The following is an 18,933-nucleotide window of genomic DNA, read 5'->3' on the forward strand; positions in this document are numbered from 1 at the left end:
AGAACATGAAACTGCAAGTAGCCATGGATGTCCTTACCGTCGAAGCCGCACTGGACCTGGCCGGCAAAGTCGCCGAGTACGTGGACATCATCGAACTGGGCACGCCGCTGGTGAAGAACGCCGGGCTGTCCGCCGTCACGGCCGTCAAGACCGCCCACCCGGACAAGATCGTGTTCGCGGACATGAAGACGATGGATGCCGGCGAACTCGAAGCCGAAATCGCCTTCAACGCGGGCGCAGACCTGGTGTCCGTCCTGGGCAGCGCCGACGATTCCACCATCGCCGGGGCCGTCAAGGCTGCCAAGGCCCACAACAAGGGCATTGTGGTGGACCTGATCGGCGTTGCGGACAAGGTGGCCCGCGCCCGGGAAGCCCGTGCCCTGGGGGCAAAGTTCATCGAGTTCCATGCCGGCCTGGATGAGCAGGCCAAGCCCGGCTACAACCTGGACGTGCTGCTGAACGCCGGCGAAGAGGCCCGCGTGCCGTTCTCCGTCGCCGGCGGCGTGAACCTGTCCACCATCGAAGCCGTACAGCGCGCAGGCGCCGACGTGGCCGTCGTCGGCGGCTCCATCTACGGCGCCGACGATCCCGCCGTCGCTGCCAAGGAACTGCGGGCCGCGATCATCTAGCAGCTCCGCCAGCTGCGGCCGGCGGGTGAGCCGGCCGCACTCACGACGGCGGCCCCCACTGACGCGTGGGGGCCGCCGCTTCGCGTGGCCGGCTACTGGAAGGACCGGATGGTGATGCCTGAGAAGGTGGCCGGGCCGCCGTCCGTGTAGAAGGAGATCCCGTTGTCTCCCTCCGCAAAGTGCACCTGCTGGGAGATCACGGTGTGGCCGGCGTTGACGAACACCTCAACGCTCTGGGTGTCCACGAAGATGCGCAGGTGCACTGACCGCGCGGCAGCGTCGATGGGCGCTGCCGCACGAGTGTACGGCACCAGCGAGAAGCCGCCCAGGTCCGACGGCCCGCGGTCCACATAGAGCTCGTTGCCGTACTTTCCGATGTTTGTATGGCGGGCGCCGTCAGCGGAGCGGCCCACGGAGATCCCCACGTTCGTGGCTGCCTCCCAGGAAATATCGAGTTCCAGCTCGTAGGCGCGGCCGCACCAAGGCATTACGGTGCTGCCGTTGACCGTGCGGTCCGGGAATGTGGTGGTGGAGCCGGCGTAATTCGCGAGCGCCCCGACCGGGCTGCTGAGCAGGCTGTACCAGCCGCCGCCCTGGCGTTCGAGGCGCAGTTCGCGGACGATCGAGTTCTGCCCGTTGTACCCGTCGGACGCATCCGTGGGAACGTCGCGGGCGGCGTACTTCCAGTTGTTCATCCAGCCGATGGCGTACCGCCGGGTTGCCGGCGCCTCTGCAGCCGGCCAGGTCACCGCGCCGTACCAGTCCCAGCCCCAGTCCAGCCATTGGGGATTGCTGACGTCGTCGGCGAGGAACTGCTCCCCATCCCAGGTTCCGGTCCAGTAGGCGTAGGTCATGGGCAGCCCGACACTGTAGGCATCCATACTGGCGCCCAGCACCCAGTGGCGGGTGCCATCGTCGGCTGTCATCTCGAAGAGGTCAGGACACTCGATGCCGCCCAGCGCGGGATTGGGGAAGTCGAAGTTGCGCTTCAGCTGCCAGTTACGCAGGTTCGGGGAAGTGTAGAACGCTGCGTACCGCGCGCGCCCGATCACGCACACCCACTCGTTGCGCACCGTATCCCAGTGGATCTTCGGGTCCCGGAACCATTCGGCATTGTCGATTTCCGCCTGCGTGGTGGCCGCCCTTCCGTCCGTGTTCACGATGACCGGGTCCGGCAGCGCAGTGAACGTGTAGCCGCCGTCGGTCGACCAGTAGAGGTACTGCTCCTGGTACTTGCGGATGCCGCCGGTGGGCTGGGTGGCAAGGACTACGATGGCCCCCGCGCCGAAGCCCGCCGTGTTGGCGGTGTCCACCACTGCCGATCCGGACCACACGGGGAAGTCCGGCTGCAGCGGCAGCGCGTCGCCGTGATGGCTAAAGGCCACCCCGTCGATTGTGGTTGCGTGATCCCAGCCGCCTTGGCCGTTGTTCTGCGTGGAGTGCAGGTAGTAGAGGTGGTAGGCGCCGTTGACAAACACGGGGCGCTGCGGATCGCACAGCCAACCGGAGGGCGGCGTCATGTGATAGGCCGCCCGCAGTGAGCGCTTGGCCCATGCCGGAACGGCAGGGACAGTGCCGCCCATAAGCAAGGCGAGTGCTCCTGCTCCGGTGCCTTGCAGGACATGTCGTCGGGATAAGGCAGATGTCATCGTTGACTTCCTCTCAGGGGCGGCTGCTCCGCCGGGCGCTCGGAGTGATGGAGCCACCGGTGGTTCGCTGACCAGCCCGCCGGCTGATTAAGCGCTTTAGCAGAAGAAGATACCCAGCGGCAAACGGTGAGGTCAAGCGTTTCAGCAAAACTGCTGCCGTCATAAACGGGCCGGGAAAGAGTGCCGGAATTATTTTTGCTAAAACGCTTGATCGCTGATTAAATCCACGCTAGCTTCATGTGATCAAACGCTTTAGCAGAATGGACATCAACGCCGATGAGCTACCCAGTCTTCTTCCAGCCCGCCGATGCCTGGGTTGGAGACCTTATCCCTTTCCAGAAGGACGGGGAGTTCTGGCTCTTCTACCTTTCCGAGGTCCGCGCCGACCCGAAGCCCGGAACGGCCTGGAACCTGGTAACCACCAAGGACCTCACCCAGTTCCAGGACCACGGGGTGGCCCTCCCCCACGGGACCACAGACGACCTTGACTTCAACTGCTACACAGGCAGCGTCATTGCTGACGACTCAGGCGTCCACCACCTGTTCTACACGGGACAGAACCCGGGCAACCTCGGAAAAGACGGCCTGCCCCTGCAGCTGGTCATGCACGCCACCAGCACGGACGGCATGAACACGTGGGTCAAGCACCCGGAGCTTACGTTCGGTGCGCCGGACGGTTTTGAGTCCGCGGACTGGCGGGACCCCTTCGTCTTCCGTGACGAGGCGGCCGGCCTGTGGCGGATGCTCCTGGCGGCCCGGCACTCCGACGGCCCCGAACGCCGCCGGGGGGTCATCGCCCAGTGCATCTCCGCAGACCTGATGACGTGGGAGCACACGGACCCCTTCTGGGATCCCCGCAGGTACATCACGCATGAATGCCCTGACGTGTTCGAATGGGGCGGCTGGTGGTACATGGTCTACTCCGAGTTTTCCGAAACGTTCACCACCCGGTACCGGATGGCCAAGAGCCCCACGGGGCCGTGGACAGTTCCTGGCCTGGACAGCATCGACGGGCGTGCGTTCTACGCGTCCAAGACGGCGGAGCGGGACGGCCGTCGGTTCTTCTTCGGCTGGATTGCCAGCAAGGAAGGCAATTGCGACGACGGCGCCTGGCAGTGGGCGGGCACCATGTCCGTCCTGGAGGCACGGCAGAACCCCGACGGGACCTTGGCGTTCGGCCTCGTGGACGAGCTTGTGGACAGCTTTTGGGACGGGGTCCCGCTCGAGCTGGCGAGCCCGCTGCCCATCAGCCTGGACGTGCCGGACTCCTACAGCGCCGCCGTGGCAGCAAACGATCTGCCCACGCAGTTCTATGCCAAGGCGGTGCTGGACATCCAGCCGGGCACCACGGAATGCGGGATCCTGCTGCGCTCCAGCCCGGACGGCGACCACTCCTACGTCCTCCGCCTCGAACCGAAGCGTGGACGCCTGGTGTTCGACCGGTGGCCCCGGACCGTCACCGGCGAGGCGCAGTGGCATGTTTCCGGCGACGTTCCCTACGCCATCGAACTGGAACGCCCCTGCCACCTCCCGCCCGGCAGCCACACGCTGGAAGTGGTGGTCGACGGCGACCTGTGCGTCGCCGTCGTGGACCGCCAGGTGGCCCTCAGCACCCGGATCTACGACCTCCCCGCGGGCGGGATCGGCGTGTTCGCCGGCGAAGGATCCGTCACCGTCACAGATTTCGAAGTACGCAAGCGCACCGACAACTGAATACCCCCCGCAACCCCCATCCTCCGTTCCAATCAAGGGAGATTGACCAATGAAGAACCTGTTCCGCGCTGCCGCCGCCGCAGCCGTTACCGCCCTGGCGCTGACCGCCTGTGGCGGCGCAAGCTCCACAGACCCGTCCAACGTCAGCCCCACCGGCGAGATCAAGCCGCGCGAGATTTCGTGGCTGCTCTCCCGGCCCGCCGACGGCGCGGTCATCAACATCATGAAAAAGCTGGCCGACGACTACGCCAAGGACCACCCGGGCTTTGAGCTCAACCTGATCACCACCCCGGACCGTCCCTCCTACATCCAGAAACTCGAGACCCTGGCGGCAGCCAACAAGCTGCCCGAACTGTTCGACACCGACGCCACACCCTTCGCCCAGGAGTTGGCCAAGCAGGGCAAGATGGTGGACGCCGAAAAGCTGCTGAAGTCGCTCAACGTCTACGACGACTACCGTCCGGGCGCGCTGGACTACCAGCGCTTCGACGACGGCTCCCTGTACATGATCCCGTTCCAGTTCGAGCTGGAATTCATCTGGTACAACAAGGCACTGCTGCAGAAGGCCGGCGTCGCAGTACCCACCTCGCTCGACGACATCCCGGCCATGTGCACTGCCCTGCGCAGCGCCGGCATCACCCCCATCGCCATCGACGGCCAGGACCAGTGGCCGCTGGAACGCTACGTCGCCTACCAGCCCTTCCGGGAAGCCGGCCCGGACTTCGTCCAGAAGCTGAAGAAGGGCGAGGCGAAGTTCAGCGATCCCGCCGGCCAGAAGACTGTGAACTGGATGGCGGAACTGGGCAAGGCCAAGTGCTTCCAGGACGGCTTCTCCGCCCAGGGCTACTCCGACGCGCAAAACCAGTTCACTTCCGGACAGGCCGCCATGTACAACATCGGCACGTGGGAACTGCCCAGCCTGGCCACGGAGAAGCTGGATCCTGCGGTCCGCAACGACATCGACTTCTTTACCCTGCCCACCACGGCCAACTCCGTGACGGCGGCCAACGAATTCGTGTCCCCGTCCGGCATCGGCATGGCGGTGAACGCCAAAACCTACGATCCCCTGGTGAGCGACTTCCTGAAGTTCGCCCTGGAAAAGTACCCGGCCGAATATGCCGCCACCGGCGCACTGTCCCCCACCACCGACGTCGAAACCGTTGTCCCGGCCAACGCCACGCCGCTGTACCGGAAGGCACTGGACCAGGCCAAGGAACTTGGTTCCAAGCAGGCAATGCCGTGGGACACGCAGCTGGACCCGACCACCAACGGCCGGCTGCAGCAGGAGCTGGTCCTGCTGGTGCAGGGCAACATCACGCCTGAGCAGTTCACCGAAACCATGGACAAGACCATCGCGCAGAACGCCCCCAAGTTCTTCAAGTAGGCACTGCTTCCTCACGAAACCAACGCGGCGGGGGAACTCAGAGGTCCCCCGCCGCAAGGCCCCGAAAGGCCCCGCCATGCAATCCAACAGGATGCTGCCCAACAGGTCACGGACCTCGGTCCTGGTCTTCCTGCTTCCACCGCTGCTCCTCTACGGCGCAGCAGTCCTCTTCCCCATCGTCCAGTCCCTGTTCCTCAGCTTCTTCTCCTGGAACGGCATCAGCGACATGGAATTCGTGGGGCTGGACAACTATGTCCGGATGTTCGCAGCCGACGATATCTTTTGGCGGGCGTTCCTGAACGCCCTTGTGTACCTGGCCGTCTGCCTGGTGCTGCAGCTCGGCGGCGCCCTGGTGGTGGCCAGCCTCCTCACGTCGCTCCGCCGCGGACGCGAGCTGGTCAAAACCCTCTACCTGCTACCGGCCGTCATCTCCACGGTGGCCATCGCCTTCCTCTTCGTGCGGATCTACTCCCTGGAGCCCGTGGGCCTGCTCAACCAGCTGTTCCACTGGCTTGGCCTTGGCAGCCTGGAACGGCCCTGGCTCTCGGACGTCAACACGGTCCTTGCGGCGGTGTCAGCACCGGAGGGCTGGCGTTTCACCGGGCTGTACATGCTCATCATCTACGCCGCCCTGCTCGCAGTGCCCAAGGAGCTTGAGGAGGCCGCCGTCCTGGATGGCGCGTCCCGGTGGACGCTGTTCACCAAGATCCGCTTCCCGTACATCCGCCCGGTGTGGATCACCACCACCATCATGGCCACTACCTACGGGCTGCGCGGCTTCGACATCCCATACCTGATGACCAACGGCGGTCCGGGGCAGTCCTCGGAACTGCTCACCACCTACATGTACAAGACGGCATTCACCAGCACGGACTTCGGCTACGCCAGCACCATCTCCGTGTTCATCGTGGTTGAGTGCCTCGTGGCCGTCGGCCTCATCCTGTTCCTGCTGAAGCGGAAGGCAGACTCATGATCACCCAGGCAGCCCCTCCCACCCCGCCCGCCGCCGTCGTACCTGTCCGCCCGTCCGGAAAGCGCCGCCGGCGCAGGCCCGACCTGTTCCGGACGCTGTCCCGCGTGCTGGTCATGCTCATCGTGATCATGCAGGTCTACCCGCTGGCGTGGCTCTTCCTGACCAGCCTCCGCACGGAACAGGACTTCGCCACCGGTGATCCTTTTGCCCTGCCCGGCTCCCTGACCTGGGAGAACTATGCCCGGGCGTTCGAAACGGGCGACCTGGGGCGGAACATCCTGAACAGCTTCATCGTCACCATGGGGGCGAACATCCTGATTGTCCTGCTGGGCATGATGGCCGCCTACGCCATCCAGGTCCTCGGTTTCCGGCTCAGCAAACTGGTCCGCGGACTGTTCCTGATCGGCATCATCGTCCCGGTCCAGATCGCCCTGGTCCCCCTGTTCATCGACTATTCGGCCGTGAACCTGCTGGACACCTACCAGTCGATGATCATTCCGCTGGCCGGTTTCTCGCTGCCCATGTCCATCTACCTTTTCTGCTCGTTCTACGAGTACATCCCCAAGGAAACGTATGAGGCAGCCTCCCTGGACGGCGCCGGCCCGTACCGGATCTTCGGGCTGATCACCATGCCGCTGTCCCTGAACACGGTGGTCACGGTGGTCCTGGTCAACAGCATCTTCATCTGGAACGACTTCATCTTCGCCAACACGTTCGTCTTGTCTGAGGACCTGAAGACCATTCCGCTGGGCCTGCAAAACTACATCGGCGCCATGGGCAAGGTGGACTGGACGGCAACCTTCGCCGCAGTGTGCGTGACCATCACCCCGCTGCTGCTGGTGTTCCTGGTGCTCAACAAGGCCATGATCCAGGGACTTGAAAGCGGGGCGACGAAGGGATGACGGCAACAGCGGGTGGATATACTCCTCAAGGAGGGCAGATGAGTTCAATGGAGAATGGGGCGGACATGCCTGCCCCTGCAGCCTCCGCGGCAGCAAAAACCCCGGAGCGCGCGCACCCGGTCACCCTTCGCGACGTGGCGGAAGCGGCCGGAGTTTCCACGGCCACGGTGTCCCTGGTGGTCAACAAGAAGAAGGCCGCCCGGATTGCCGACGATACCCGCCGGCGGGTGCAGGACGCCATCCGGACGCTGGGCTACCGCCCGAATGCGATGGCCAAAACGCTGGTCAGCGGCACGTCCCGGTTCATCGGACTGGTGGCTGACGGAGTTGCCACCACGCCCTTCGCCGGCCAGATCATCCACGGCGCACAGGACGAGGCCTGGAAGCACGGATACGCCCTCCTCATCGCCAACACCGAAGGCAACAGCGAACTGGAGCAGGACGCAATCCAGATGATGCTCGAATACAAGGTCCGCGGCATCCTCTACTCCACCTGGTTCCACCGCCAGACGGACATTCCGACGCCGCTCCGGGAAGCCGACTTCGTCCTGGTCAACTGCTTCTCCAAGGAGCCCGGCACCCGGGCCGTGGTGCCCGACGAGGTGCAGGGCGGCCGCTCGGCCACCGAAATCCTGCTGGGGCACGGCCACCGGAAGATCGCCTTCATCAATGCCACCATCCCCGCCCCGGCCAAGGACGGGCGGCTCCAGGGGTACCGCGAAGCATTGGAGAAGGCAGGTGTTCCGTTTGACCCGGAGCTGGTGCTGGAGGCCTATCCGGACCAGGAAGGCGGCTACGGGGCCACTCCGGAACTCCTCAGGCGCGGCGTGACTGCGGTGTACTGCTACAACGACCGGATGGCAATGGGCCTCTACGACGGCCTGCGCGAGCACGGCCTGTCCATTCCTGAGGACATGGCTGTGGTGGGGTTCGACAACCAGGAAGTCATTGCCGCCCATCTGCGCCCCCCGCTCTCCACCGTCTCACTCCCCCACTATGAACTCGGTGCGGCGGGTGTCCGGATGCTGCTGGGGCCGGACAACGCACCCGCGACTGCGGCAGACGGGGTGGCGAAAATCCACTGCCCCGCCGTGGAACGGGCCTCCGTCCGGGCCCAGGCGCACGCCTGAACCAGAGCTGCTACGGCCCCGGACGGCGTCCGCCTTTCCTTAGCTTGATGCCGGGAAGAGGACGTGGAGAGCGGCAATTACCGTAGCGGCGTCCTGGGGATTAGCGGGATCGAAGCTGGTGAGTTGCCCGAACCGGGCAAGGCGGTTCAGCACAGTGTTTCGGTGGCAGTACAGCTCCCCGGCAGTTTCTGACACCGATCCGGTACGGAGGTACGCCTGGACCGTCTCGATCAGCCGGTCACGTTCATGCGTGGAGATCGTAGCAAGCGGGCCCAGCACGGTGTCCGCCAGGACGGTCCCGTATTCTCCCAGCCGGGTCATGGCAACATGCCCCCATGCCTCACGCACCGTCCGCTGACCTGGGCGCTGCGGCGTCACCACCGGTAGCGATTCCAGGGCGATCCGAAGCATCCGGGGCACGTCGGCCAAGGAGCGGGCGGGAGGCGCCACAAAGCAGTCCAGCCGGGACAGCCACGGGCGGGCGCCCTCCGGCTCCCGTCCGGCCCGGGCGGGAACGTCCTCAAGAATGAGGATCAGTGCGCCGTCGCGCTCGTGGAGGAAGTGTTCAGCACCGGCACGAAGCGCCTCCGCACGGAATGCCTTCTGGGCGTATTCGGCGGCAACGGCAACGATGAAGTTGCTCTCCGGCGCCACGCCGAGCGCGCGGGCAGCCTGTCCCAGCACCTGCGGGTCCTTACCGTCCGAATTGAGCAGCCGCGACAGGAGGAACGCGCGCTGCGTCTCTTTTTCCTGCGCCATGCTGGCGAGCTCATCGAGGTAGCCTGCGTGCACCCGGATGGTGTGGAACTCCACCGCTTCCCAGACGCGCACTGCATCCTTGGTCAACTCCGGCAGGGACGACGGTGGAACCTTCTCCAGCATTGCCGTCCAGAGCACCCGGAAGTCCATGCGCACTGCGCGCAGCAGGGATTCCAAGGGCAGGCCCTGCTGCGCGCGGCGGTGTCCCAGTGCGTCGGACATACCCGCGAGCCGGTCGGGTATTGGAAGGCTTCCCACCAGCCGCAGCAATAGCTCTATCGAGGCTACGGCTGTCTCTTCCAGATCCTGGGCAGTCACCGCAGAGGCTGCATAATCGTCAATCTTCTGCACCTCGAGAAGGTACTCGTGCGCGATCCGGTCGATGTCGGCGAGGCAGTCGGACACCAGGTCAGACACCACCGAGCGGCTGGCGGCTCCAGCAGACGCCGGGGTCCTGTCCGCGGACGCTGTATTGGGCATATGCCCATTCTAGAACCGGACTGCACTGTGTTCGTCCATTGTTTCCCCACGTGATCCATCCCACCATTGAAGGAGGTGTTCTGTAAGTTCGCGCCCGTATCCGGAAAGGACCGCCGTCGAGGCCCATGCTCGATCTGAAACTTGTCAAGGCCCGCATCTTCACGATGGACGATGCCCGTTCAACAGCCCACGCCATGGGAGTGCTCCACGGACGGATCATCGGGTTTGACGACGACGTCCTGGACCTCCCGGCTCGGCGGACGCTTGACTGCGGCGGAGCCGTCGTCGTCCCCGGCTTTGGTGATTCGCACAACCATATGGCGTGGTTTGGGCAGTCCCTCGCCGAACTCGATCTGTCCGGCTGCCGGACCCTCGAGGAACTGTACGATGCAGTCTCCCGCTTCGCGCGCGGTCTCCCTGAAGACGCGTGGGTGGTGGGATCGGGTTATGACGACACCGTCCTGGGGGGTCATCCGCACCGGAGCGGCCTGGACCGGTCCGCTCCCGGCCGTGCCGTATGGCTCAAGCACCGCTCAGGGCACATGTGCGCCGTAAACTCCGAGGTGCTTGATCGCACGGGCGTTCTGGACGGCTCGGCGATTGTTCCCGAGGGCGGCACGGTGGTGGAGGATTCCGGGGGGCCTACCGGATTGCTTGAGGAGCAGGCCCAGAAACTGGTCACTGCGCTTGTTGTGCCTTACCCGGTCACGGACCTCGCGGACGCGATTGGCGCAGCAAGCGAGGTTTACGCTTCCGAAGGCCTGACGCATGTTGTGGAGGCCGGCATCGGGTCGGGCTGGATCGGCCGTAGCGCTGTCGAACTCGCTGCCTATGTTGAAGCACGACGCCGGGGCCTGCTGAAAACCCGGGTCCAGATGATGGCCGTCAGCGATGCCCTGCACCCGCTCCAGTCCAATGCCACGGACGGGATTAGCTTCGGCTTGGACCTCGGCATCACGTCGGGCTTTGGGGACGACCACATCCGGCTGGGCGCCATGAAAATATTCATCGACGGTTCCCTGATCGGCCGCACTGCAGCAGTAAGCGAGCCGTTTTGCGACCATGATCACGGCAACGGCAGCTTCCAGCTCTCCCCCGGGGAACTGGCCCAGCGCATTATCGACGCACACTGCTCCGGCTGGAACGTCGCAGCGCACGCGATCGGGGATTCGGCAGTCGACGTCGCGCTGGACGCTTTTGAGGCCGCGCACCGGAAGCTGGCTCGGCCCGACGCGCGGCACCGCATCGAGCACGCCGGCATGGTCCGTCCGGACCAGCTTCCCCGGTTCGCAGCGCTGGGCGTCACACCCGTTCCGCAGCCGCACTTCCTGTATGAGGTGGGCGACACCATGGTGGACGCGGTGGGCGAGGAGCGGACGCCGTGGCTGTACCGCCACAAGTCCTTCCTGGACTCCGGCGTACGCGTTCCCGGCAGCTCGGACAGGCCGGTAGCGGCCGGGGCGCCGCTGCTGGGCATGCAATCCATGGTGACGCGCGCCAGTTCCGGCGGCGCAACGCTGAGCCCACAGGAACGGGTCGACGCCGGGACCGCCCTGCGCGCCTACACGGTCGACACCGCGTGGATGGCAGGCGAGGAAGACCGTCGGGGAACGCTGGAACCGGGAAAGTTCGCCGATCTCGTGTTCCTTTCCGCCCACCCCGCAGACGTACCGCCCCACGAGATCGGCCAGATCAGCGTGCTGGCGACCCTGCTCGACGGCGCCTGCGTTTTCGGGCACGGCTACATCGAGAAACTCCAAAGCACCGCATCGTCCCACCCCACTCCCACATTGAGAGGCACCTAGCATGCAACCACATGACGCCACCCAGGAAGAAGAAGCAGCCGTACCAGTTGTCAGCGGAGCCGACGCCGGCAAAATCGCCCGCGCGGCCTTCGTAGGCACTGCGCTCGAATGGTACGACTACTTCCTCTTCGGCACCGCTGCAGCCATCGTTTTCAACCGGCTGTTTTTCACCTCGCTGGATCCGACGGCTGCAACGTTGGCAGCCTTCGCCACATTCGGTGTCGGTTTCGCTGCCCGTCCGCTCGGCGCCGTTCTCTTCGGCTACATCGGTGACCGCGTCGGGAGGCGTCCGGCGCTGCTGATCACCATCGTCGCGATTGGCGTGGCTACGGGCCTTATCGGCGTGCTGCCTGATTTCGGCACCATCGGCCTCGCAGCACCCATCATGCTGGCCATCCTGCGCCTGGTGCAGGGCCTCGCAGTGGGCGGTGAGTGGGGCGGCGCCATGACCATCGCCGTCGAACACGCCCCCATTGAGAAGCGTGGACGGTATGCCGCCCTGGTGCAGGTCGGTTCGCCCGTGGGCACGCTGATGTCCTCCGGCGCCTTCGCACTGGTACTGCTCATGCCCTCCGAGGTCTTCGATTCCTGGGGCTGGCGCCTGCCGTTCCTGGCGGCATTCCCGCTGCTGCTGGTCGCACTGTACATCCGGCTGAAGGTTGAGGAATCACCGATCTTCCGTGAACTGGTCAAGCTGGAGGAACGCGCCAAGATTCCGGCAGTCGATGTCTTCCGTCAGGCGTGGGGCCGGCTGATCGTTGCTATCGCCGCCGCTTTCCTCGGCGTCGGCGGTTTCTACATCATGACTACCTTCGTCATCAGCTACGGCACCGCAACCCTCGGCCTGGACCGTGGACTCATGGTCAACGCCACCCTGGTCGCCGCCGTCGTGCAGATCGGCGTCATCCTGGTCATCGGCCGCATCAGTGAGAAGGTCGGCCCGGGACGGATGACCTTCATCGGCGGCCTCGTGACCGCTGCCGCAGCGTTCCCGCTCTTCTGGATGATCGACTCCCGCAATCCGTTCGCCATCGTCCTCGCCGTCACTCTCGGCATCGCTCTGCTTTCCGTGGCCTACTCGGTCACCGGTGCCCTGCTGACCGAGATGTTCCCGCCGCAGCTGCGTTACAGCGGCGTCGCGCTGGGTTACAACCTGGCTGGTGCCCTGAGCGGGTTCCTGCCGCTGATCGCCGTCGCCCTGCTCGGTGTTTCCGGTGGAGCGTCCTGGACCGCTTCCCTGCTGCTGATCGTCGTGTCGCTGATTACCGCAGCCGGTGGATTCTTCGGCGAGCGCCTCCGCGTCAAGGACAAAGCGATCGTACGGTAATGAGCCCCATGCTGAACCCGGAAACCGCGCGCCGTATTACCGACGCCGTGGATGCAGCTTTTGACCGCCAGCTTGAATTCACCGCGGAACTGATCAGGCATCCCTCGCTGAGGACAGCCGAGGCCGGGGCGCAGGACCTGATGTTCGCAGAGTTTGAGGCCCGCGGACTTGCCATGGACCGCTGGACGCTCGACGGCGAAGCCCTCGCTTCGCATGTGGGTTACGGTCCCAGCACGGTCGCCTTCGAGGACCTGACCAACGTGGTGGGCACCTACGCTCCCCCGGAGGAAAAGGGCCGTTCGCTCATCCTGAACGGGCACGTCGATGTGGTTCCCACCGGGCCCGTGGCGACGTGGGAAAGCAGCCCCTGGGATGCCGTGGTGAAGGACGGCTGGATGTACGGCCGCGGGGCCGGTGATATGAAGGCCGGGCTCGCTGCCAACCTGTTCGCCTTCGACGCCGTCCGGGCCGCCGGCTTCGCCCCGGCCTCGACCATCCACTTCCAGTCAGTTGTGGAGGAGGAGTGCACAGGCAACGGGTCGCTGGCTGCGCTGCAGCGCGGCTACACCGCGGATGCTGTCATCATCCCCGAGCCGGAAGAGAACATGCTGGTCCGGGCAAACGTGGGGGTGATCTGGTTCCGGGTCCGTGTTTCCGGCAGGCCTACCCATGTACGGGAGATGGCGTCAGGCTTCAACGCCATCGACGCCGCCTACACCGTCATGGGTGCGTTGCGGGAGCTCGAAGCCAAGTGGAACGCAGATAAGGGCAGCCACCCGCACTTCGAGGACACCGACCATCCGATCAACGTCAACATCGGCATGATTTCCGGCGGCGACTGGCCTTCAAGCGTGCCGGCCTGGTGTGAGTTCGATGTCCGGGCAGCCCTGTATCCGGGGGTCCCGGCCGTGGATGCGTGGAATGAGATCCTGGAGTGCCTGCAGACGGCCGGGGCGGGCGCATCGGTCTCGGCCGAACGGACGGGCTTCTTCTCCGAGGGCTACGTCCTGGAGGAGGGATCGGAAGCGGAAGCGGCACTGGCCACGGCGCACGAGGCTGTCTTCGGTTCGGCGTTGCAGAGCTTCACGACGCCCGGTTACCTGGACGGCCGGGTCTTCACCCTTTACGCGGGGATCCCGGCGCTGGTCTACGGGCCCGTCTCGGAGGCGATTCACGGGTTCGATGAGCGTGTGAACATCGAGTCCGTCCGCCAGGTGACCAAGACCATCGCCTTGTTCATCGCCGACTGGTGTGGTGTCACCGAGGCACCATGATCCTTACGGTACGCAGAAGGCGCCCGGCCAATGGCCGGGCGCCTTCTGCGTGTTGTGGTGCCTACCGGGGGTCGAGTTCCCCGAGGCAGAGGCTGCGGACAACGTCGGTGAGCACGTGCAGGCCGCTGATGATGTCCTGGTCCGTGGTGTACTCATGCTCGTTGTGGGAGATGCCCTCAACTGAGGGGACGAACAGCATCACGGTGGGAACGATGTCCTTCAGGTTGGTGGAGTCGTGTCCGGCCAGCGTCTTGACCCGCGAATAGGCCAATCCGCGGTTTGCAGCGGTCTTTTCGGCCAGTGCCACTCCTTCCGGCTGGTAAGGGGTAACCGGCCAGCAGTGGGATCCCGTCTTGCTGATCTCCACCCGGGCAGCCCGCTCGATCTGGCCGATGCGGTCGTGGAGCATCTGGTCGGCGTCGGCGAGGAGTTCCTCGTCGGCCGACCTCAGGTCAAGGAGCAAGGAAACCAGCGAGGGGACGACGACGGGCGAGTTGGGATAGACGTCAAGCTGGCCCACCGAGGTATGCACAGCCCCGCCTGGAAAGTGGTCTGCGATTTCCCTCGCGGCGACCACGAGCATCGACGCACCCAGGAGGGCGTCGCGCCGGTCAGCGATGACCGTTGAGCCGGTGTGCGCCTGCTCGCCGCGGACCTCAAACTGGTACTTGTTGGCCGCCCAGTTGGAATCGACGACGCCGATGGTGACGCCGTCGCGTTCCATGCTGCGGCCCTGCTGGATGTGGATTTCGGCGGCGTAGGCTGCTGTCGGCCCTGTGCCCTCGCCCAGCGATGCGGTTGCTTCCAAGGCCTGGCGAACGGTTGTGCCGCCATGGTCCGCCGTCGCCAGGGCTTCCTCGGGTGTCATCTTTCCCGTGTAGACGGAACTGCCCATCATGGACGGCTTGAAGCGGGCACCTTCCTCGTTGAACCAGTTCACGACGGCCAGGTTGTACCGGGGAATTGTCCCTGCGGCACGCCATTCGGCAGCGAGGCTGAATGCTGCATGGGCGGCGGCGAGCACGCCGTAGGCACCGTCATACCGTCCCGCCGTCGGCTGCGAATCAAGGTGGGAGCCAACCAGCACGTATGGCGCACCGGGGTTCACCTCCAGCAGGCCGAACTGGTTTCCGACCTGGTCGAAGGATACGTTGAACCCCTTGTCGCTAAGGATGGCGGACAGCCAGGCCCGTTGTTCCCCGTCTGCCGGCGAACCCGCCTGCCGCTCCACACCCCCGCCGGGAGTGGCACCAAAGGCGCTGAGTGTGGCGAAGTCCTGGAGGAACACGGCGTCAGCTCCCGTGAACTTCGTCGGATCGGGTTCGGGCACGGCTCCGTTGCTCATGACTGCTTGTCCTTCACGCTTGGATTAATGATGTACACAATCGTCTCAGGACGGGATGCCGGAGGCACTGGGACCCGACAACCATTTCAGCCCGGGGCATTGTGAATCTGCACATCGGGCAAGGAAACAATGGCGGTAGCGCGGCTTGTGCTACAGCACCTTGCGGATGGTTTCCTCGAAGCTGGTGACGTGGTGCAGGGCCAGCTCGCCTGCCTTATCGGCGTCGCCGGCGGCCACCGCCTTGAGCAGGTCCACATGCTCGGTGATGTGGCCGGTTACCGAGGGCACCTTGTCCAGGACCACGCACCAGATTCGGGTGGCCAGGTTGTCGTAGCGGATCAGGGTGTCTTCCAAATGGGGGTTGGCGGCGGCCTTGTAGATCAGCCGGTGCACCATGAGGTCGTAGCGCATCAGGTCGCGGGACTCCCCCGGACTAGGCTCAAGCCCGGCAATGGCATCAGCCACCTGCAGCAGTTCCCGCCGCATACTTTCACTCGCCCGGTCCGCCGCGCGGCGGGCAGCGAGGGGCTCCAGCAACTCCCGGATTTCGGAGACGTCGGCGAGCTCCGTGAAGTCGACGTTCGTGGCGAAAGTCCCCCGGCGCGGATACGAGATCACCAGGTGGTCCACCTCAAGGCGCTTGATTGCCTCTCGCACGGGAGTGCGGCTGAAGCCGAGCTCCGCAGCCAGCTGCCCGTCATTGATGGGCTCCCCGGGCCGGATCTCCAGCATGATCAACTTGTCCCGCAGCTGCCGGTACGCTGCCTCGGCCTGGGACGGAGCTTCCTCCTCCGCAGGGGTCAGGGCAAGAAGTGCATTCAAGGCGCCGCTCCAATCTTTGATACCCGCCGGATCCCCAAACGGTAGCTAAAAGCCGTTTTCCGTGCAGCTATTGACTCTGCTGTGATTCCAATCATACCATTGTTCCCACACTGATATATCAGTCATTGAACAAGTGGTATTTCAAAGGAGCACCCGTGGTTGAGCAGTTGAACGAGCGACTTTCCGCAGTCGATCCAGAGGTCCAGCAGGCCATTGCCCAGGAGCTGGTGCGCCAGCAGTCCACGCTGGAAATGATTGCCTCGGAGAATTTCGCCCCGTCCGCCGTCATGGAGGCGCAGGGCTCGGTCCTCACCAACAAGTACGCGGAGGGCTACCCGGGCAAGCGCTACTACGGCGGCTGCGAGCACGTTGATGTGGTGGAGCAGCTTGCCATCGACCGCGTGAAGGCACTGTTCGGTGCCGAGTTCGCCAACGTCCAGCCGCACTCCGGCGCGCAGGCCAACGCAGCCGCCATGTTCGCCCTGCTGAACCCGGGCGACACCATCATGGGCCTGGACCTGGCCCACGGCGGCCACCTCACCCACGGCATGCGCATCAACTTCTCCGGCAAGCTCTACAACGTGGTCCCCTACCACGTGCGCGAATCCGACCTCCGGATCGATATGGCCGAGGTGGAAGCCCTGGCCCTTGAGCACCGCCCGCGGCTCATCGTGGCCGGCTGGTCCGCCTACTCCCGCCAGCTGGACTTCGCCGAGTTCCGCCGCATCGCGGACCTGGTGGACGCGTACCTCATGGTGGACATGGCACATTTCGCCGGGCTCGTGGCCGCGGGCCTGCACCCGAACCCGGTCCCCTACGCCGACGTCGTCACGACCACCACCCACAAGACCCTCGGCGGACCGCGCGGCGGCGTCATCCTCGCCAAGGAGCAGTACGCCAAGAAGATCAACAGCGCCGTCTTCCCCGGCCAGCAGGGCGGCCCGCTGGAGCACGTCATCGCCGCCAAGGCCGTGGCCTTCAAGCTCGCCGGCAGCCCCGAATTCAAGGAACGCCAGGAACGCGTCCTGCAGGGCTCCAAGCTCCTGGCCGAACGGCTCCTCCGCGACGACGTCGCCGCGGCCGGAATCTCCGTGGTCAACGGCGGCACCGACGTGCACCTGGTCCTGGTGGACCTCCGCAACTCCGAGCTGGACGGCCAGCAGGCCGAGGACGCCCTGCACCGCATCGGCATCACGGTGAACCGCAACGCCGTCCCCTTCGACCCCCGCCCGCCGATGGTCTCCTCCGGACTGCGGATCGGCACGCCGGCCCTGGCCACCCGCGGCTTCGGCGCCGAGGAATTCACGGAGGTAGCCGACGTTATTGCGACGGCGCTCATCGCCGCTGCGGGCAACGCCGCCTCCGGGACCACGTCCCTGGGCGACAGCACCGCCGTCGAACTCCGCGGCCGCGTCACCGCACTGGCGGAGAAGTTCCCCCTCTACCCCCACCTCAGCAACGGCACTGAAGTTGCCGCCCTTGAAGCAGACCTGATTGGAGCAGCCCAGTGAGCGCAGACCTCCTCCCCGAGCACCCGGATTTCCTCTGGCGCAACCCGGAGCCCAAGTCCTCCTACGACGCCGTGATTGTGGGCGGCGGCGGGCACGGCCTGGCCACCGCGTACTTCCTGGCCAAGAACCACGGAATGACCAACATCGCCGTCCTGGAAAAGGGCTGGCTGGCCGGCGGCAACATGGCCCGGAACACCACCATCATCCGGTCCAACTACCTCTGGGACGAGAGCGCCGCCATCTACGAGCACGCGCTCAAGCTCTGGGAGGTCCTGCCCGAGGAGCTGGAATACGACTTCCTCTTCAGCCAGCGCGGCGTCATGAACCTCGCCCACACCCTGGGCGACGTCCGCGAAAGCATGCGGCGCGTGGGAGCGAACAAGCTCAACGGGGTGGACGCCGAGTGGCTGGACCCCAAGCAGGTCAAGGAACTCTGCCCGATCCTGAACATCAATGACAACATCCGCTACCCCGTCATGGGCGCCACCTACCAGCCCCGCGCCGGCATCGCCAAGCACGACCACGTGGCCTGGGCGTTCGCCCGCAAGTGCGACGAAATGGGCGTGGACATCATCCAGAACTGCGAAGTCACCGGCTTCGTCAAGGACGGCAACCGCGTAGTGGGCGTCAAGACCAACCGCGGCACCATCAACACCGAAAAGGTGGGCCTCGCCGCCGCCGGACACAGCTCGGTCCTGGCCGAAATGGCCGGCTTCCGGCTCCCCATCCAGTCCCACCCGCTGCAGGCGCTGGTCTCCGAACTGCACGAGCCGGTCCACCCCACGGTGGTCATGTCCAACCACGTGCACGTCTACGTGTCCCAGGCCCACAAGGGCGAACTGGTGATGGGCGCCGGCGTTGACTCCTACAACGGCTACGGCCAGCGCGGCTCCTTCCACGTGATCGAGCACCAGATGGCCGCCGCCGTCGAGCTCTTCCCCATCTTCGCCCGGGCCCACGTGCTCCGGACCTGGGGCGGGATCGTGGACACCACGCTGGACGCCTCCCCCATCGTGGGCAACACGCCGGTGGAAAACATGTTCGTGAACTGCGGCTGGGGCACCGGCGGCTTCAAGGCCACCCCCGCGGCCGGGCTTACCTTCGCGCACAACATCGCCACGGGCTCTCCGCACAAGCTGAACAAGCCGTTTGCGCTGGAACGCTTCGAAACTGGCGCGCTGATCGACGAACACGGCGCCGCCGCCGTGGCCCACTAGCCGCCAGCGAACA

The 18,933-nt window shown here is 65.3% G+C and carries 15 protein-coding genes; 11 read left to right on the forward strand and 4 right to left on the reverse strand.

Annotation, left to right across the window (positions count from 1 at the left end; genetic code table 11):
- Positions 1-5: 5 nt before the first annotated feature.
- Positions 6-629: a 3-hexulose-6-phosphate synthase gene (hxlA, locus tag Q9R30_RS06205; protein WP_104996380.1), complete on the forward strand. Its 624-nt coding sequence runs from the start codon at positions 6-8 to the stop codon at positions 627-629.
- A gap of 92 nt (positions 630-721) precedes the next feature.
- Here the strand turns inward: hxlA and Q9R30_RS06210 are convergent, their stop codons facing one another.
- On the reverse strand, positions 722-2,278 hold the full coding sequence (locus Q9R30_RS06210) for a glycoside hydrolase family 32 protein (RefSeq protein ID WP_311217070.1): 1,557 nt from the start codon (positions 2,276-2,278) through the stop codon (positions 722-724).
- 276 nt (positions 2,279-2,554) lie between these two features.
- On the opposite strand from Q9R30_RS06210, the gene Q9R30_RS06215 reads away from it, so the two are divergent.
- From Q9R30_RS06215 to Q9R30_RS06235, 5 genes are all read left to right on the forward strand, one after another.
- On the forward strand, positions 2,555-3,991 hold the full coding sequence (locus Q9R30_RS06215; protein ID WP_311217071.1) for a GH32 C-terminal domain-containing protein: 1,437 nt from the start codon (positions 2,555-2,557) through the stop codon (positions 3,989-3,991).
- 49 nt (positions 3,992-4,040) lie between these two features.
- Positions 4,041-5,375, forward strand: coding sequence for an extracellular solute-binding protein (locus tag Q9R30_RS06220; protein WP_311217072.1), 1,335 nt, complete (start codon positions 4,041-4,043; stop codon positions 5,373-5,375).
- A 91-nt stretch (positions 5,376-5,466) separates the two neighbouring features.
- Positions 5,467-6,348 carry a sugar ABC transporter permease gene (locus Q9R30_RS06225; protein WP_311217100.1) on the forward strand — a complete coding sequence of 294 codons (882 nt, stop codon included), beginning with the start codon at positions 5,467-5,469 and terminating at the stop codon, positions 6,346-6,348.
- On the forward strand, positions 6,345-7,250 hold the full coding sequence (locus tag Q9R30_RS06230) for a carbohydrate ABC transporter permease (RefSeq protein ID WP_104996376.1): 906 nt from the start codon (positions 6,345-6,347) through the stop codon (positions 7,248-7,250). The genes Q9R30_RS06225 and Q9R30_RS06230 overlap by 4 nt, the downstream gene beginning before the upstream one ends.
- A gap of 38 nt (positions 7,251-7,288) precedes the next feature.
- Complete coding sequence (locus tag Q9R30_RS06235; RefSeq protein WP_104996375.1) at positions 7,289-8,380, forward strand: LacI family DNA-binding transcriptional regulator; 1,092 nt, start codon at positions 7,289-7,291, stop codon at positions 8,378-8,380.
- A gap of 39 nt (positions 8,381-8,419) precedes the next feature.
- Here Q9R30_RS06235 and Q9R30_RS06240 read toward each other — a convergent pair whose 3' ends face one another.
- The gene (locus Q9R30_RS06240) at positions 8,420-9,619 is read right to left on the reverse strand and encodes a helix-turn-helix domain-containing protein (RefSeq protein WP_311217073.1); all 1,200 of its coding nucleotides are present in this window, start codon (positions 9,617-9,619) and stop codon (positions 8,420-8,422) included.
- A 125-nt stretch (positions 9,620-9,744) separates the two neighbouring features.
- On the opposite strand from Q9R30_RS06240, the gene Q9R30_RS06245 reads away from it, so the two are divergent.
- The 3 genes from Q9R30_RS06245 to Q9R30_RS06255 are packed head-to-tail and all read left to right on the forward strand — an operon-like array spanning position 9,745 to position 14,025.
- Complete coding sequence (locus Q9R30_RS06245; protein ID WP_311217074.1) at positions 9,745-11,424, forward strand: amidohydrolase; 1,680 nt, start codon at positions 9,745-9,747, stop codon at positions 11,422-11,424.
- Position 11,425: 1 nt separating this feature from the next.
- The gene (locus tag Q9R30_RS06250; RefSeq protein WP_104996372.1) at positions 11,426-12,751 is read left to right on the forward strand and encodes an MFS transporter; all 1,326 of its coding nucleotides are present in this window, start codon (positions 11,426-11,428) and stop codon (positions 12,749-12,751) included.
- Between the two features lie 8 nt (positions 12,752-12,759).
- A complete protein-coding gene (locus Q9R30_RS06255; protein ID WP_311217101.1) occupies positions 12,760-14,025 on the forward strand; it encodes an ArgE/DapE family deacylase in 1,266 nt (421 codons plus the stop codon).
- Between the two features lie 61 nt (positions 14,026-14,086).
- Here Q9R30_RS06255 and Q9R30_RS06260 read toward each other — a convergent pair whose 3' ends face one another.
- Together Q9R30_RS06260 and Q9R30_RS06265 are read right to left on the reverse strand one after the other, a co-directional pair.
- Positions 14,087-15,370 (reverse strand): M20 family metallo-hydrolase, encoded by a 1,284-nt coding sequence (locus Q9R30_RS06260; protein ID WP_311217075.1) that lies wholly within the window; start codon positions 15,368-15,370, stop codon positions 14,087-14,089.
- A gap of 150 nt (positions 15,371-15,520) precedes the next feature.
- Positions 15,521-16,192, reverse strand: a complete 672-nt coding sequence (locus Q9R30_RS06265) for a GntR family transcriptional regulator (RefSeq protein WP_104996370.1) — start codon at positions 16,190-16,192, stop codon at positions 15,521-15,523.
- Positions 16,193-16,347: 155 nt separating this feature from the next.
- On the opposite strand from Q9R30_RS06265, the gene glyA reads away from it, so the two are divergent.
- Together glyA and Q9R30_RS06275 are read left to right on the forward strand one after the other, a co-directional pair.
- Positions 16,348-17,703, forward strand: coding sequence for a serine hydroxymethyltransferase (gene glyA, locus Q9R30_RS06270; protein WP_311217076.1), 1,356 nt, complete (start codon positions 16,348-16,350; stop codon positions 17,701-17,703).
- Positions 17,700-18,920 carry a sarcosine oxidase subunit beta family protein gene (locus Q9R30_RS06275; protein WP_311217077.1) on the forward strand — a complete coding sequence of 407 codons (1,221 nt, stop codon included), beginning with the start codon at positions 17,700-17,702 and terminating at the stop codon, positions 18,918-18,920. The genes glyA and Q9R30_RS06275 overlap by 4 nt, the downstream gene beginning before the upstream one ends.
- Positions 18,921-18,933 lie beyond the last annotated feature (13 nt).

This window comes from Arthrobacter sp. AB6 (assembly GCF_031844545.1).
Lineage (GTDB): Bacteria > Actinomycetota > Actinomycetes > Actinomycetales > Micrococcaceae > Arthrobacter.